We start from the raw sequence: 14,717 nt of genomic DNA, 5'->3' as shown, positions 1-14,717 counted from the left end.
GTTGAGTCATTTGTTCGTTTGTTTCTTGTTTTTGTTTCCGTGTTTCTTGTTTAACCTTATGTCCTTATTCTAGGGGATTTCGCGACTTTTCAAAACAGACCGTGGACGGTTTTTCATCCTAGACTCAGGTCGGGGATCTAGTTGGACCTTTGACTGTCCCTGTATAAGACCAACGTTCCACCTAAGCTGAATAACACTCCAGATACCTTCCATTACCCGTATTCAGGCTGCCCTTTAGCCGATATCGACCTGTAGAGAGAATGATGTCCATGTCTCTATTTACGTTCACACTGCAATTTCGTTTCTCATGATTCCGTTCAGGATAGTCAGTCCAAGCCGTTTCACTAGCCTTTTCTGCAAGATCATCTGTCAGCAATCCCTTATCTCTGCCCATATACCCTCTCGTTAAATTACTTTTTTATCCAAATAAACAAATTTTAGATTGTTCTATATGTAAGCGTTTACTAAAATAGAAAGTGTTACTATTTCTAATGTCAGGGGTGGAACTGAAACTGTGCGACCAATCAGCTATCTCCATAAAATGATCATCTTCGGAATCCTGTTAAGCACTCTGCCCATTTTGTTAACTGGAATTGCCGCATTTATCTATTCATCAAACCAAACTGAGCTGCATCGTACACAGGCCAACAGACAGTTACTGGAACAAATGCAATCCAACGTAGAGCACAAACTCGCTACAGTCAGTTATATGCTTGATCAGGCCGTTCGCTCTCCAGTAACCCTCCGTTCCCTGTCTGCTTCTTCTTCATTACAAGGGAAAGGACCTTTACTTGCCGACAAGCTGCAGAGCGAATTTCAGAATATGAGGTCATGGGAACCTTTGTTAGATATTACCCTGGTGAATCAATCTCAGAATTGGCTTATTGATCATGCCGGATTATATCGTAATACGGATTTTCCACTGGCTCTTCCCATGAAGGAATTGATATCGGATACGCTAACCTCTGGATGGCAGCTCTCTCCTTCATCGGTGTTCAGCAATGATGAGCGGTCACCCGGTACAGGCTGTATCTATCATATTGCCCTTGCGAGGTCTATTCCGAATCTGAATACGTCATCCGATGCTGCCCTGATTGCGGGAATCCCTGCATGCTCATTGCAAAATACACTAGGAGAAGCCTCCTTAGGCAATGCTGCCTCAGGACTGATCATTTTGAATCGGGAGCAACGTATCTTGGTCCACCCCGATCCTGTATACATTGGACAACCGTTGTCTGCCATTGGATTACACGATGTGGATACGGAAGCCAACATAACCAAACTATCACCCATCACATTTTCAACAGGCTTTGAAAAACGGGAAGTTAAGATCGCCGATACACATTATACTCTGACGTATAGCCCTTCTACCTTAAAAGGATGGACTTATGTTCTAATCTCACCTACCAATATTCTGACACAAGAATATATCGATATCGGATTACACACCTTGTATATCAGTATCTTCTTACTTTTACTTTCATTATTACTCGCCTGGATCGGCTCCAAGCGAATGCATGTCCCGATTCGTAAACTTTTAACCCAACTTGGTGACAACCACCTGTCCAAAGAAGGAAACACGGTAGCTCAGCAATCACCACCATTTTCTGATGAGTTCGAACAGATCAGAGCAGGGGTCTCACAATTATCTGCCTCTCGCTCCCAATTAGAGAACACACTTAATGTGCATCTATTGCAGATTCGCAATCATTTTATGATGAATCTGTTCCAGGGTAAGATCCCTGTTCATACTCTTCATGACACCCTGAATGAATATGGCTACACGCATCAGGTTCGGGAATGGCAACAAATTGCTGTTATTACATTACAGGCCGATCTTGTTAATCATACAAAATATAGATCTAGTGATCGTGACCTCTTATTATTCGCTATTCAAAATATATTGGCGGAAACTGTTGTGCATAACCAACAATTGCTTCCCATTGTGCTGGAACATACGGTAGTCACGGTGATTGGGACCGTTGAACAGGATCAGTTTATTTTTTCACAGCAACTATATGTATTAACAGACCAGTTACAACAACAGATGGATAAGATTCTAACTCTTCAAGTCAGTATAGGATTCAGCCAGCCGCACAGCTCTTTATATCACATCCCTCAAGCTTACACAGAAGCCATGGAAGCACTAAGGCATCGGATGAAGCTGGGAACAGGCATTATTTTTCAATATGAGAACATAGATTATTACGCTTCCACTTGGTCCATGACCTACCCGGAATCATTGGAATATTCGTTGATCCAAGCTATTCAAAATGCGGACGAAGTCCAGGCCTCTGCTTTTTTGCAACAACTGCTTGAAGTGATCTTTGGTATGGAGGTTACACCCGAGGAGTATGAGGTGGCTCTTACGAGGCTACTCACGCATATTTTGCAAATGACTCAGGAATCCGGCATACGACTCGGACAGATCTCCCAAGGTCGTGGCTCGATGTTTCATGAACTTCATGGTTTGCAGTACGCTGCTGAAGTTGAGGATTGGTTTAACCATCAAGTCATCTTGCCCGTCATTCAGGTTTTTAAAGCGAGACAGTATGCCCAGTATCAGCATATATCTGAGAAAATGATTGCCATGATTCATCAAGATTATGATAAGGATCTGACGCTTGAGGAATGTGCTGTTAAGCTTCACTACAATGCCAACTACTTAAGTAGTGTTTTCCGCAAAGAGACAGGCTGTGCATTTAGTGAATATCTGACCAAGTACCGATTTAATATCGCTAAAAAATGGCTGGATGAGAGTGATTTAACCGTTAAAGATATCGCAGCACGGCTTCGGTACAACAATCCGCAAAACTTTATCCGATCATTTCGTAAGTGGGAAGGAATCACACCCGGCCAGTACCGGGAGCGTAAGCAGAAAGTAGAAGTGTCGAACAGAAATTAGAAAAGGAGCACGATTGTAAGTCGTACTCCTTCGGCCAGCTTGAATACCTCTCCATATGGCTCCCCTAACAGGGCTCGGACCTGTGACAACTCGATTAACCGTCGAGTGCTCTACCAACTGAAATAACAGGGAATATGCTTATGAGATCACTCTCTGAAAACGAGGTATGTGTTTTGTTTTTCGTTGTCTCGAACATCTCTAAATAAACGAGGGTCTGGTTCAAAGCGGTCGATATAAGTGCTTCAAAAAAGAGGGAGCACATAACCTGCTCCCTTCACTTACAACTTCACTTCTGCAATCTTAACTTCATATGTTTCAACCTTTCATCTTTTGGCACAGCATTGTGATGCTTGCTAGCGTCATCTTAGACGTTAGACTACATTGTCCGCCTCAATTCCCGTTTATTAGTACACGTGCCGAGCTTATCCGATTTATCGCTTATCCTTAGTACGAACTGTTTTCATATTGGGCTGTTCCAGTTGGATTAGAATTTTACCAAACCTTGCTCCGCGTGAGAAGGTCACCGTACTATCCTTGTACGTATCCCGTATATACTTCTCAGCCAGTCTGAGAGAATCTTCATCCGATGGTAACTCATACGTATTAAGCCATTCTGGCAGCTTCTCTACAACCTCTTCCACCGGTATTTCAAATGAGTTAACTTCTTTCGTAATGATCATGGTGTATGAATACCCCTTCAGATACAACAATTGTTGGATATACCCCATATCGCCGACCTTGTGTGAAGAAGTTACACCCAGTACATCCTTAAGTTCATCCATTAGTGTGTGTTCCTTCTGTCCCGCCATAGTACTTATATACACATACTTCCGGGCGCAATTAATCGCCTGCTCAATCGTTTCCCAATCCGACATTGCTGGACACATGGATGCAAATGCAAAGTCATAATTTTTCTCCCAACCCTTATCCTTAATGGAGATTTCCTCATATCGTTCGTTTACGATTTCGATATTGGATTCCAAAGATGAAGGTATCGTCTCTTTCATAAGGGAGACAAGCAACTCCGAAGGCTCAACTGCGGTCACACTTGCCCCCTTTTCCGCAAAAGGAATGGTAAATATACCTGAGGCTGCTCCAATGTCCAAAATGGATAACCCTGCAAATTCTACACCCTGATTCTCAATCCAGCCCATAATGCGCTCAGAACGCTGCTTTCCTTCTTCAGTGAACGACTGTGCATGATAATCTCTGGCCCACCGCTCAAATGCTTCTTCTGTATTAGAGGGGACGCTTTTCTTATAATAATTTGAACTTCTCGGACGATTCTTCCATGCCTCTTCCCATACAGAAAGATCAAATAACAGATCGGTATCCGATACATTTTTTCCATTAGTCACTCTACTTCACTCCTCTACATTAAAGACTTTACTTATCTACAATATACTTTATATAATCATACGTCAATCTTTAACTCTAGATTTTCTTACTGCACATAAATCGTTTCATATAAAATAAAAATAGCCCTACACATTGCATAAGCAACATGTAGGGCTATTCAATATACCGGCGAGAGGACTCGAACCTCCACGGTTTCCCACTCGATTTTGAGTCGAGCGCGTCTGCCATTCCGCCACGCCGGCATATGCTGGAGGCGCCACCCAGATTCGAACTGGGGATAAAGCTTTTGCAGAGCTGTGCCTTACCACTTGGCTATGGCGCCATATTTTTGGAGCGGACGACGGGAATCGAACCCGCGACCCTCGCCTTGGCAAGGCGATGCTCTACCGCTGAGCCACGTCCGCATAATGGCTGGGGATATAGGATTTGAACCTATGCATGACGGAGTCAAAGTCCGTTGCCTTACCGCTTGGCTAATCCCCAATAAAAAATGAAAAAACAAAGGGGCGATCGAGGGGAATTGAACCCCCGAATGCCGGATCCACAAACCGGTGCGTTAACCACTTCGCCACGATCGCCACAAAAGGTTATTTTCTAAAAGTTAATTGGCAGGGGCAGCAGGAATTGAACCCACACCAACGGTTTTGGAGACCGTTGTTCTACCTTTAAACTATGCCCCTAAAAACTGGTGGAGGATGATGGATTCGAACCACCGAACCCGTACGGGAGCAGATTTACAGTCTGATGCGTTTGGCCACTTCGCTAATCCTCCAGGATTACATGGTGCCGGCGAGAGGACTTGAACCCCCAACCTACTGATTACAAGTCAGTTGCTCTACCAGTTGAGCTACACCGGCGTATTAAATTGTTTTAAAATGGTGGCTCGGGACGGAATCGAACCGCCGACACGAGGATTTTCAGTCCTCTGCTCTACCGACTGAGCTACCGAGCCATAATAAAGTCTAATCTTAATTCCTTACACTTTATATAGGGCATCAGTGCCATACAGCAGATGTAGTGAACAGTTTGCCTCATGTAAAGATTAAATGGCGGAACCGACGGGATTCGAACCCGCGATCTCCTGCGTGACAGGCAGGCATGTTAGGCCAACTACACCACGGTTCCAGATCACTTTCTCAAGGAAAGTATAATTGCGGGGGCAGGATTTGAACCTGCGGCCTTCGGGTTATGAGCCCGACGAGCTACCGGGCTGCTCCACCCCGCGTCGTTATAAAAGTTATATGGTGGAGGCTGAGGGGATCGAACCCCCGACCCTCTGCTTGTAAGGCAGATGCTCTCCCAGCTGAGCTAAGCCTCCGAACAACACATTTATGATCATACCATAATCTTGTTGTAAAAATCAACTTCTTTTTTTGAAGTTATTATGACCCGTAGGGGATTCGAACCCCTGTTACCTCCGTGAAAGGGAGGTGTCTTAACCCCTTGACCAACGGGCCTTAATATTATGGCGGAGAGAGAGGGATTCGAACCCTCGAGACGCTTGTGACGCCTACACGATTTCCAATCGTGCTCCTTCGGCCAGCTCGGACACCTCTCCATATGGCTCCCCGAACAGGGCTCGAACCTGTGACAACTCGATTAACAGTCGAGTGCTCTACCAACTGAGCTATCAGGGAATATGCTTCAGAGATCATTCTCTGAAAACTAGATTCGAAACGAAACACGCCAATTACAACTTGCTATTGGATAAGCCCTCGACCGATTAGTACTGGTCAGCTCCATGCATTGCTGCACTTCCACCCCCAGCCTATCTACCTCGTCGTCTTCAAGGGGTCTTACATACTGGGAAATCTCATCTTGAGGGGGGCTTCACGCTTAGATGCTTTCAGCGTTTATCCCGTCCGTACATAGCTACCCAGCGGTGCTCCTGGCGGAACAACTGGTACACCAGCGGTACGTCCATCCCGGTCCTCTCGTACTAAGGACAGCTCCTCTCAAATTTCCTACGCCCACGACAGATAGGGACCGAACTGTCTCACGACGTTCTGAACCCAGCTCGCGTACCGCTTTAATGGGCGAACAGCCCAACCCTTGGGACCTACTTCAGCCCCAGGATGCGATGAGCCGACATCGAGGTGCCAAACCTCCCCGTCGATGTGGACTCTTGGGGGAGATAAGCCTGTTATCCCCAGGGTAGCTTTTATCCGTTGAGCGATGGCCCTTCCATGCGGTACCACCGGATCACTAAGCCCGACTTTCGTCCCTGCTCGACTTGTAGGTCTCGCAGTCAAGCTCCCTTATGCCTTTGCACTCTTCGAATGATTTCCAACCATTCTGAGGGAACCTTTGGGCGCCTCCGTTACTCTTTAGGAGGCGACCGCCCCAGTCAAACTGCCCACCTGACACTGTCCCCGCACCGGATTACGGTACCAGGTTAGAACCTAGATACGATCAGGGTGGTATCCCAACGTTGCCTCCACGCAAGCTGGCGCTCACGTTTCAAAGGCTCCCACCTATCCTGTACAGATCGTACCCAAATTCAATATCAAGCTGCAGTAAAGCTCCATGGGGTCTTTCCGTCTTGTCGCGGGTAACCTGCATCTTCACAGGTATTAAAATTTCACCGGATCTCTCGTTGAGACAGCGCCCAAGTCGTTACGCCATTCGTGCGGGTCAGAATTTACCTGACAAGGAATTTCGCTACCTTAGGACCGTTATAGTTACGGCCGCCGTTTACTGGGGCTTCGGTTCACAGCTTCGGATTGCTCCTAACCACTCCCCTTAACCTTCCAGCACCGGGCAGGCGTCAGCCCGTATACTTCGCCTTACGGCTTCGCACAGACCTGTGTTTTTGCTAAACAGTCGCTTGGGCCTTTTCACTGCGGCCCCCTCGTGCTATTCACACTACCGGGGCACCCCTTCTCCCGAAGTTACGGGGTCATTTTGCCGAGTTCCTTAACGAGAGTTCTTCCGCGCGCCTTAGAATACTCTTCTCGCCTACCTGTGTCGGTTTGCGGTACGGGCACCTTCACCTGGCTAGAGGCTTTTCTTGGCAGTGTGAGATCATGACCTTCGCTACTACAATTTTCGCTCCCCATCACAGCTCAGCCTTACAATGTGCGGATTTGCCTACACATCAGCCTTACTGCTTAGACGGACATCCATCAGTCCGCGTCACTACCCTACTGCGTCCCCCCATTGCTCATAACGGCTTACGGTGGTACAGGAATTTCGACCTGTTGTCCTTCGACTACGCCTTTCGGCCTCGCCTTAGGTCCCGACTTACCCTGAGCGGACGAGCCTTCCTCAGGAACCCTTAGGCTTTCGGCGGATCAGATTCTCACTGATCTTTTCGTTACTCATACCGGCATTCTCACTTGTATAATGTCCAGCGCTCCTTACGGTACACCTTCAACCCTTATACAACGCTCCCCTACCCCTGATGCAAAGCATCAAGCCATAGCTTCGGTGGTGTGTTTAGCCCCGTTACATTTTCGGCGCAGAGTCACTCGACCAGTGAGCTATTACGCACTCTTTCAATGGTGGCTGCTTCTAAGCCAACATCCTGGTTGTCTGTGCAACTCCACATCCTTTCCCACTTAACACACACTTGGGGACCTTAGCTGATGGTCTGGGCTGTTTCCCTTTTGACAATGGATCTTAGCACTCACTGTCTGACTCCCGGAAGTAAGTCTATGGCATTCGGAGTTTGACTGAGCTTGGTAACCCTTGCGGGCCCCGCACCCAATCAGTGCTCTACCTCCACGACTCTGTTTTCCGAGGCTAGCCCTAAAGCTATTTCGGGGAGAACCAGCTATCTCCGAGTTCGATTGGAATTTCTCCGCTACCCCCACCTCATCCCCGCATTTTTCAACATGCGTGGGTTCGGGCCTCCAGTGCGTGTTACCGCACCTTCACCCTGGACAGGGGTAGATCACCCGGTTTCGGGTCTACGTCCACGTACTATGTCGCCCTATTCAGACTCGCTTTCGCTGCGGCTCCGGCTCTTCACCTTAACCTTGCACGGGAACGTAACTCGCCGGTTCATTCTACAAAAGGCACGCCATCACCCCTAAAACGGGCTCTGACTTTTTGTAAGCACACGGTTTCAGGTTCTATTTCACTCCCCTTCCGGGGTGCTTTTCACCTTTCCCTCACGGTACTGCTTCACTATCGGTCGCTAGGAAGTATTTAGCCTTGGCAGATGGTCCTGCCGGATTCATACGGGGTTTCACGTGCCCCGCACTACTCGGGATCCGTCTCGGAGGGAACAGACTTTCAACTACAGGGCTTTTACCTTCTTTGGCGGGCCTTTCCAGACCTCTTCGCTTAACCGGTTCCTTTGTAACTCCATGTGAGACGTCCCACAACCCCAAAGAGCAAGCTCTTTGGTTTGGGCTTCTCCGCGTTCGCTCGCCGCTACTGACGGAATCACTATTGTTTTCTCTTCCTCAGGGTACTTAGATGTTTCAGTTCCCCTGGTATGCCTCTACACAACCTATGTATTCAGTTGTGAGTAACTGGAAATTACCCCAGCTGGGTTTCCCCATTCGGACACCCCCGGATCAAAGCTTGCTTACAGCTCCCCGAGGCAGTTTCGTTGTTCGCCACGTCCTTCATCGGCTCCTAGCGCCTAGGCATCCTCCGTGTGCTCTTAGTAGCTTAACCATATTGCTCCGGTTTTGACTGCTCGCTTCCCTTGTTTTGGACTACGTCCAAAGCCAAAAGTCGCTCCCACCCAATACCATCGCAAAAGCAATTAAGTACCAATTTATTAAACTTGTTTAACACAAGTTCAGCTAAAAAGGAATGTTCTAATTCGCGTTTGTTTCGTTTCGATATCTAGTTTTCAAAGAACAAGCTCCATGCAAAAGCAAGCTGTTTGAGAGTTTGAGCTCTCAAAACCGAACAACGAGTGAGTGTTTTGTAGCTTAGCTACATATTTGAATGTTTCCGTTGCAGGAAACGATTCTCCATAGAAAGGAGGTGATCCAGCCGCACCTTCCGATACGGCTACCTTGTTACGACTTCACCCCAATCATCTATCCCACCTTCGGCGGCTGGCTCCTTGCGGTTACCCCACCGACTTCGGGTGTTATAAACTCTCGTGGTGTGACGGGCGGTGTGTACAAGACCCGGGAACGTATTCACCGCGGCATGCTGATCCGCGATTACTAGCAATTCCGACTTCATGCAGGCGAGTTGCAGCCTGCAATCCGAACTGAGACCGGCTTTGTTGGGATTGGCTCCATCTCGCGATTTCGCAGCCCGTTGTACCGGCCATTGTAGTACGTGTGTAGCCCAGGTCATAAGGGGCATGATGATTTGACGTCATCCCCACCTTCCTCCGGTTTGTCACCGGCAGTCTATCTAGAGTGCCCACCCGAAGTGCTGGCAACTAAATATAAGGGTTGCGCTCGTTGCGGGACTTAACCCAACATCTCACGACACGAGCTGACGACAACCATGCACCACCTGTCTTGAATGTTCCGAAGAAAAGGTACATCTCTGCACCGGTCATTCAGATGTCAAGACCTGGTAAGGTTCTTCGCGTTGCTTCGAATTAAACCACATACTCCACTGCTTGTGCGGGTCCCCGTCAATTCCTTTGAGTTTCAGTCTTGCGACCGTACTCCCCAGGCGGAGTGCTTAATGTGTTAACTTCGGCACCAAGGGTATCGAAACCCCTAACACCTAGCACTCATCGTTTACGGCGTGGACTACCAGGGTATCTAATCCTGTTTGCTCCCCACGCTTTCGCGCCTCAGCGTCAGTTACAGCCCAGAGAGTCGCCTTCGCCACTGGTGTTCCTCCACATATCTACGCATTTCACCGCTACACGTGGAATTCCACTCTCCTCTTCTGCACTCAAGTCACCCAGTTTCCAGTGCGATCCGGGGTTGAGCCCCGGGATTAAACACCAGACTTAAATGACCGCCTGCGCGCGCTTTACGCCCAATAATTCCGGACAACGCTTGCCCCCTACGTATTACCGCGGCTGCTGGCACGTAGTTAGCCGGGGCTTTCTTCTCAGGTACCGTCACCTTGAGAGCAGTTACTCTCCCAAGCGTTCTTCCCTGGCAACAGAGCTTTACGATCCGAAAACCTTCATCACTCACGCGGCATTGCTCCGTCAGGCTTTCGCCCATTGCGGAAGATTCCCTACTGCTGCCTCCCGTAGGAGTCTGGGCCGTGTCTCAGTCCCAGTGTGGCCGATCACCCTCTCAGGTCGGCTACGCATCGTCGCCTTGGTGAGCCGTTACCCCACCAACTAGCTAATGCGCCGCAGGCCCATCCCCAAGTGACAGATTGCTCCGTCTTTCCAGTTTCCTTCAGGCGAAGAAAACAATTATTCGGTATTAGCTACCGTTTCCGGTAGTTGTCCCAAACTTGAGGGCAGGTTGCCTACGTGTTACTCACCCGTCCGCCGCTAACTATCAGAGAAGCAAGCTTCTCTTCAAGTCCGCTCGACTTGCATGTATTAGGCATGCCGCCAGCGTTCGTCCTGAGCCAGGATCAAACTCTCCAATAAAGTATTGAAAAGAGCGATAAGCTCATTTTGAATCTGACGAGATTAAAAATCTCATTTATGCTCCAGCCGATTCAAGCCAAGGCTTGTCTCAACTTTCGCGTTCATTCTGCAAGCAGAATGTTTACTCACTCGTTGTTCAGTTTTCAAAGATCAAACATGATTTGTTTCACTTCTTTTTCGTCTCAACCAAGTTTCGGCGGCGACTTAAATAATGTAACACATTTCGTTTGTTTTCGTCAAGAACTATTTTTGATTTCTTTTTTTGAAGCTTTAGTTCTTCACTTTTCCTCTGAAGAATTTATCGTTTGTTGACGATAATCTCGTTTGAGGAACGAAATATAATGTATCATATATCGTGAATCAGAGTCAACCTCTTTTTATAAATTATTAAACAAACAAAAAAGGAAGGTTTCCCCTCCCTTATGTGATCAATATAATGTCAGGCCTCTGGAGAAGGTTATGCCTCAATCCAATACCGAATTTCCCTACCCTCTCCTTCGATCGATGGCCATCCTGCCGATTCTTTTACAATAGAACGAAAGACCAGCTTACGTATAACCAAAGGCAGATCTTCTCGAACAAATCTTAACTGCGGATGATGAACAAGTTCATTCATGCTCCACGGCTCCTTGCGACTTCTTAACACACGCAGCAGCAGTTCTGAGCATTCACTCATTTTGGACATTACGGAAAACTCACAGGCAAGCAGGACAAGTTCTACTCGCTGCTCCAGCGTCTCCGAGCTTACGGTAAGCTCTTGATATAGTTTCCATAAAGCGCGATCCAGATTCTGCACATGTGTCCAGACGGCATGATCCGGGTATATCCCCTGTTCAATCAATACAATTCTTGCCCAGTTCCCCAGAGCCTCTAATACATTGTAGTAGGCGTCTACAACATGACCTTCCTGAATATGACGTTTGGCCTCCACATACATTCTCAAGAAACTGGTGAATTCATGAAGCAGCTTCTGCTCACGCAATTCTGCCCCAAAGGTAGACAGTTCTTCTCGCAAATCACTTAAGGCGCTATCCGCTTCCCAGATAATCTCACCTTCAATCAGACACTGGGTGAGATTATTATGATTCCCGGTTACTACACTACTCTTTAATTCATGACGGCTCGCATAGATCATCTGATAACGAAGATCACCATATCTGTAATGTCCCACCGCCGACTTCAATTGATCATCATTATGAACAACAAGTACTAATAATTCGAAATCTTGAATTAGGGAGCCGTGGAATCGCTCTCCCGGGTGGGAATAAGCGATAGCCCCAACTGCCCCTGTCTCTTCCGACTGTTCGGACAAAAAAGCAAGGTTCTTTAATTCCACGATTCCCTCCATACATTTCATGGCAGATAAGCGCCAAGTCAGTTATAATGTAATTCTACATCCAGACTGAAGTTTCCTTCTTTTCCAGGTCCAATACTACTCATACGATAGGAGCATTTTTCATGATTTTTAAATCAGCAAAAATTAATGCTTTTCGCACTTGGGGATTACTACTGACCATGCTAGGTATGGGCCTAATGATACTGGGAACAGCCGGGATTGTATTCTGGGGACATGCAGGCAAGGTATTCGCAGCTGTAGGACTTGTCATCGGACTGATTGCCATGATGGCCAGTCTAGCCATTTATTTCTGGGCGGGTATGCTCTCCACCAGCGCAGTACAAGTCGACTGTCCGGAATGCGGGAAGTTAACCAAAATGCTTGGCAAAACAGATCGTTGTATGTTCTGTCATACCATCCTCACCCTAGACCCTAATAAGGCCAATATGACCAGTCAACAACTGAAAGCGCCTTCTACACAAGCTCCCCCCACCGATGGTTAGCACAAAATGATCTCCAACGTTAAATGTTTTACCTTAATTTCATTGAAGAACAAAAAAAAGGCCCGGTATGTCTACCGGACCTTTTTTGACTTGGATTATAAATGTCACCCTTGTTACTGTTATGACTAACTATGTTACGAAGTTAAGTTATAAGTCCTATGGTCAATAAAGCATTAGATTGCACGTATGATGATATCAAACAGGAGAAACTTTTGGCTTTGCAAAGCAAAAACAAGGGAAGCGATGATTCGATATCGGCGCACAAGGACTTTATTTCTGGTAACCGGCCTGCTTTAATACCTCCCATGCAGAAGCATTAGCAAAACTCCGATTCCATGCTGCTACTCCGCCCAGCTTCAACGAAGCAATCAAATCCACTCGCGCCTGAAGGGACACGGCATCTTCGATCCATATTTTCTTGGTAGCTCCGTCTTCCTTATATTCCACATAGTTCTGTCCACTTGCCTGATCCAGTTCAGGTTTGAGTTTCTTTTCTTGGATCAGCTCCACGATGGTATTCATGCCCACCGCTTTGGAAGACACTTTAACCTCACCCTGATCATTCGTCTCTTCCGTCCATATCCGGGTATAGAGCGGAACCGCCATGATCAACTTGTTAGAAGGGACTTCATCCTCCTCAAGTATGCGTCTCATGGAAGCCTCGGTCCAAGGCAGAGATGCAACCGAACCTGCCTTAGGACTGGCCGCCCAATGTTCATCATAAGCCATCACAATAACATAGTCTGCAAAAGAACCTAATGCACGGCGATCCAGAAAGGCAGACCACATCTCACTGTTTGATTTTGGTGTTACATCGATTGATAACATCAATCCATGTATACGAGCCATCGCCTTGATCTCGCGCACAAACTGCGTAATATTCGGCCCGTCATCGGTATACACGTTCTCAAAGTCGATGTTGATACCATCCAGTTGATACGTCTGTGCATACTCTAACATCTGCTCAATAATATGCGTGCGTGTCTCGTAAGAAGCTACAGCTTCTTTGGTAACGTCAGGATCAAAGCTGTTATCCATGAGTCCCCATACTTCCATACCCGAACGGTGAGCCCAGTTCACATAAGCTTGGTTCCCCTTGCTTTTCACAGTGCCCTGTCCATCCGTAATATGAAACCATGTGGGGCTGACCACATTCACACCAGGCATTTTACCGATAGAGCCCACATCAGGCTGACGATTGTACACGGCTTCCCAAACCAGATTTACCGGTTTATTCTGCCACTTCTTCTCTGCTGCAGTCAGCGTATACTTGGGCAAGTCCACCTTCTTTTTCTCGGTGAGGACAATATAATCATTATCTACATATCCGGCATATCCATTATCGAGTTGAACAAAACTCTGTTTATCACCCGTCTGCCATACACGTACCCTTGCATCCTTTTCCATATCGGCAATGATTGGTGAGGATTCTCCCCCACGTTTATATAACGGTACCGTCTTGTCCGCTTTGGATGATAATGTATCAATCTCTGCATACTGAATCATGTCTCCTCCACGCATCAGCAGCACGGCACCTGTTACTGAATCTTCCTGTACGGTTATGCCATATACTTCTTTCAAAGGTTTGAGCGGAATATAGGCTTCTCCGTCCTTAACCTCAGGCTTAACTGTCATAGGATAATCTTTGTGGTTAAGTTCTGCTTGTGTGCTTCCATCTTTCATATGAAGGACTCGCTGAGGAGAGGCAATGATGATATCTCCCGATTCTGATTCATAACGTATGCCTGCATCAATCGCTTCTTGCAGCACATCTACAGGCAACTTGAGTTGATCTCCTGTACCCAGAGCGTCTCCATCCATCAGTTGCCCGTCTACAAAAATAGGCTGGCTTCTTCCTACCCAGTCGGGGTCTTCATGGGTCTGGTTCAACCATACATTTGTTATAAGCCAGTAAGCCCCCCCGGCGATCAGACAAGCCCCCAGAAAACCGGGCCAAAATGAACGTCGCTTCTGACGTGTATATCTGCTTTTTCTACCCAAACGTCTACCTCCGTTAATTATGCTGATCATAAGGATGTGCGCATAAGTTGTTATAAAGATGAGCCTTTTGCATAAATGCTAAAAAAAAAAACGTGAAGAATCCATACTGAATTCTGCACG

At 47.1% G+C, this 14,717-nt stretch carries 6 protein-coding genes, 16 tRNA genes and 2 rRNA genes; 2 read left to right on the top strand and 22 right to left on the bottom strand.

The features are described from left to right. Positions 1-181: 181 nt before the first annotated feature. A complete protein-coding gene (locus tag MKX68_RS16095; protein WP_340912863.1) occupies positions 182-394 on the bottom strand; it encodes a hypothetical protein in 213 nt (70 codons plus the stop codon). Between the two features lie 120 nt (positions 395-514). On the opposite strand from MKX68_RS16095, the gene MKX68_RS16090 reads away from it, so the two are divergent. Continuing rightward, the gene (locus MKX68_RS16090; protein ID WP_340912860.1) at positions 515-2,905 is read left to right on the top strand and encodes a helix-turn-helix domain-containing protein; all 2,391 of its coding nucleotides are present in this window, start codon (positions 515-517) and stop codon (positions 2,903-2,905) included. Positions 2,906-2,961: 56 nt separating this feature from the next. On the opposite strand, the gene MKX68_RS16085 is transcribed toward MKX68_RS16090, so the two are convergent. From MKX68_RS16085 to MKX68_RS15990, 20 genes are all read right to left on the bottom strand, one after another. Then, positions 2,962-3,038: transfer RNA gene (locus tag MKX68_RS16085), tRNA-Asn, on the bottom strand. 298 nt (positions 3,039-3,336) lie between these two features. Beyond that, complete coding sequence (locus MKX68_RS16080) at positions 3,337-4,263, bottom strand: class I SAM-dependent methyltransferase (protein ID WP_340912857.1); 927 nt, start codon at positions 4,261-4,263, stop codon at positions 3,337-3,339. Positions 4,264-4,427: 164 nt separating this feature from the next. Continuing rightward, a tRNA-Leu gene (locus tag MKX68_RS16075) sits at positions 4,428-4,506 on the bottom strand. A 6-nt stretch (positions 4,507-4,512) separates the two neighbouring features. After that, a tRNA-Cys gene (locus MKX68_RS16070) sits at positions 4,513-4,586 on the bottom strand. Between the two features lie 7 nt (positions 4,587-4,593). Further along, positions 4,594-4,668, bottom strand: a tRNA-Gly gene (locus tag MKX68_RS16065). A 4-nt stretch (positions 4,669-4,672) separates the two neighbouring features. Continuing rightward, a tRNA-Gln gene (locus MKX68_RS16060) sits at positions 4,673-4,747 on the bottom strand. Positions 4,748-4,769: 22 nt separating this feature from the next. Then, positions 4,770-4,842 (bottom strand) — tRNA-His (locus MKX68_RS16055). 28 nt (positions 4,843-4,870) lie between these two features. Next, positions 4,871-4,944, bottom strand: a tRNA-Trp gene (locus MKX68_RS16050). Positions 4,945-4,950: 6 nt separating this feature from the next. After that, positions 4,951-5,036, bottom strand: a tRNA-Tyr gene (locus MKX68_RS16045). Positions 5,037-5,045: 9 nt separating this feature from the next. Next, positions 5,046-5,121, bottom strand: a tRNA-Thr gene (locus tag MKX68_RS16040). A 19-nt stretch (positions 5,122-5,140) separates the two neighbouring features. Further along, a tRNA-Phe gene (locus MKX68_RS16035) sits at positions 5,141-5,216 on the bottom strand. 95 nt (positions 5,217-5,311) lie between these two features. Further along, a tRNA-Asp gene (locus MKX68_RS16030) sits at positions 5,312-5,389 on the bottom strand. A gap of 26 nt (positions 5,390-5,415) precedes the next feature. After that, positions 5,416-5,489 (bottom strand) — tRNA-Met (locus tag MKX68_RS16025). Between the two features lie 17 nt (positions 5,490-5,506). Then, a tRNA-Val gene (locus MKX68_RS16020) sits at positions 5,507-5,582 on the bottom strand. Positions 5,583-5,649: 67 nt separating this feature from the next. After that, positions 5,650-5,721, bottom strand: a tRNA-Glu gene (locus tag MKX68_RS16015). Between the two features lie 9 nt (positions 5,722-5,730). Then, positions 5,731-5,822, bottom strand: a tRNA-Ser gene (locus MKX68_RS16010). A 3-nt stretch (positions 5,823-5,825) separates the two neighbouring features. Next, positions 5,826-5,901 (bottom strand) — tRNA-Asn (locus MKX68_RS16005). Positions 5,902-5,967: 66 nt separating this feature from the next. Next, positions 5,968-8,893: ribosomal RNA gene (locus MKX68_RS16000) — 23S ribosomal RNA — on the bottom strand. A gap of 311 nt (positions 8,894-9,204) precedes the next feature. Further along, positions 9,205-10,757, bottom strand: a 16S ribosomal RNA gene (locus MKX68_RS15995). Together the 16S and 23S rRNA genes with 15 tRNA genes alongside form the textbook arrangement of a ribosomal RNA operon. 457 nt (positions 10,758-11,214) lie before the next feature. Further along, positions 11,215-12,093, bottom strand: a complete 879-nt coding sequence (locus MKX68_RS15990) for a nucleotidyltransferase-like protein (protein WP_240768309.1) — start codon at positions 12,091-12,093, stop codon at positions 11,215-11,217. A 122-nt stretch (positions 12,094-12,215) separates the two neighbouring features. Here MKX68_RS15990 and MKX68_RS15985 point away from each other — a divergent pair, with 122 nt between their 5' ends. Further along, positions 12,216-12,596 (top strand): DUF2614 family zinc ribbon-containing protein, encoded by a 381-nt coding sequence (locus MKX68_RS15985; protein WP_017692307.1) that lies wholly within the window; start codon positions 12,216-12,218, stop codon positions 12,594-12,596. A gap of 270 nt (positions 12,597-12,866) precedes the next feature. Here the strand turns inward: MKX68_RS15985 and MKX68_RS15980 are convergent, their stop codons facing one another. Next, positions 12,867-14,597 carry a glycosyl hydrolase family 18 protein gene (locus tag MKX68_RS15980; RefSeq protein ID WP_083677479.1) on the bottom strand — a complete coding sequence of 577 codons (1,731 nt, stop codon included), beginning with the start codon at positions 14,595-14,597 and terminating at the stop codon, positions 12,867-12,869. Positions 14,598-14,717: the final 120 nt, after the last annotated feature.

Origin of the sequence: Paenibacillus sp. FSL M8-0212, assembly GCF_038004645.1 — a bacterium.
GTDB lineage: Bacteria > Bacillota > Bacilli > Paenibacillales > Paenibacillaceae > Paenibacillus.
The sequence above is the reverse complement of the archived record's forward strand: the minus strand, read 5'-3'. Positions and strand labels throughout refer to the sequence as shown.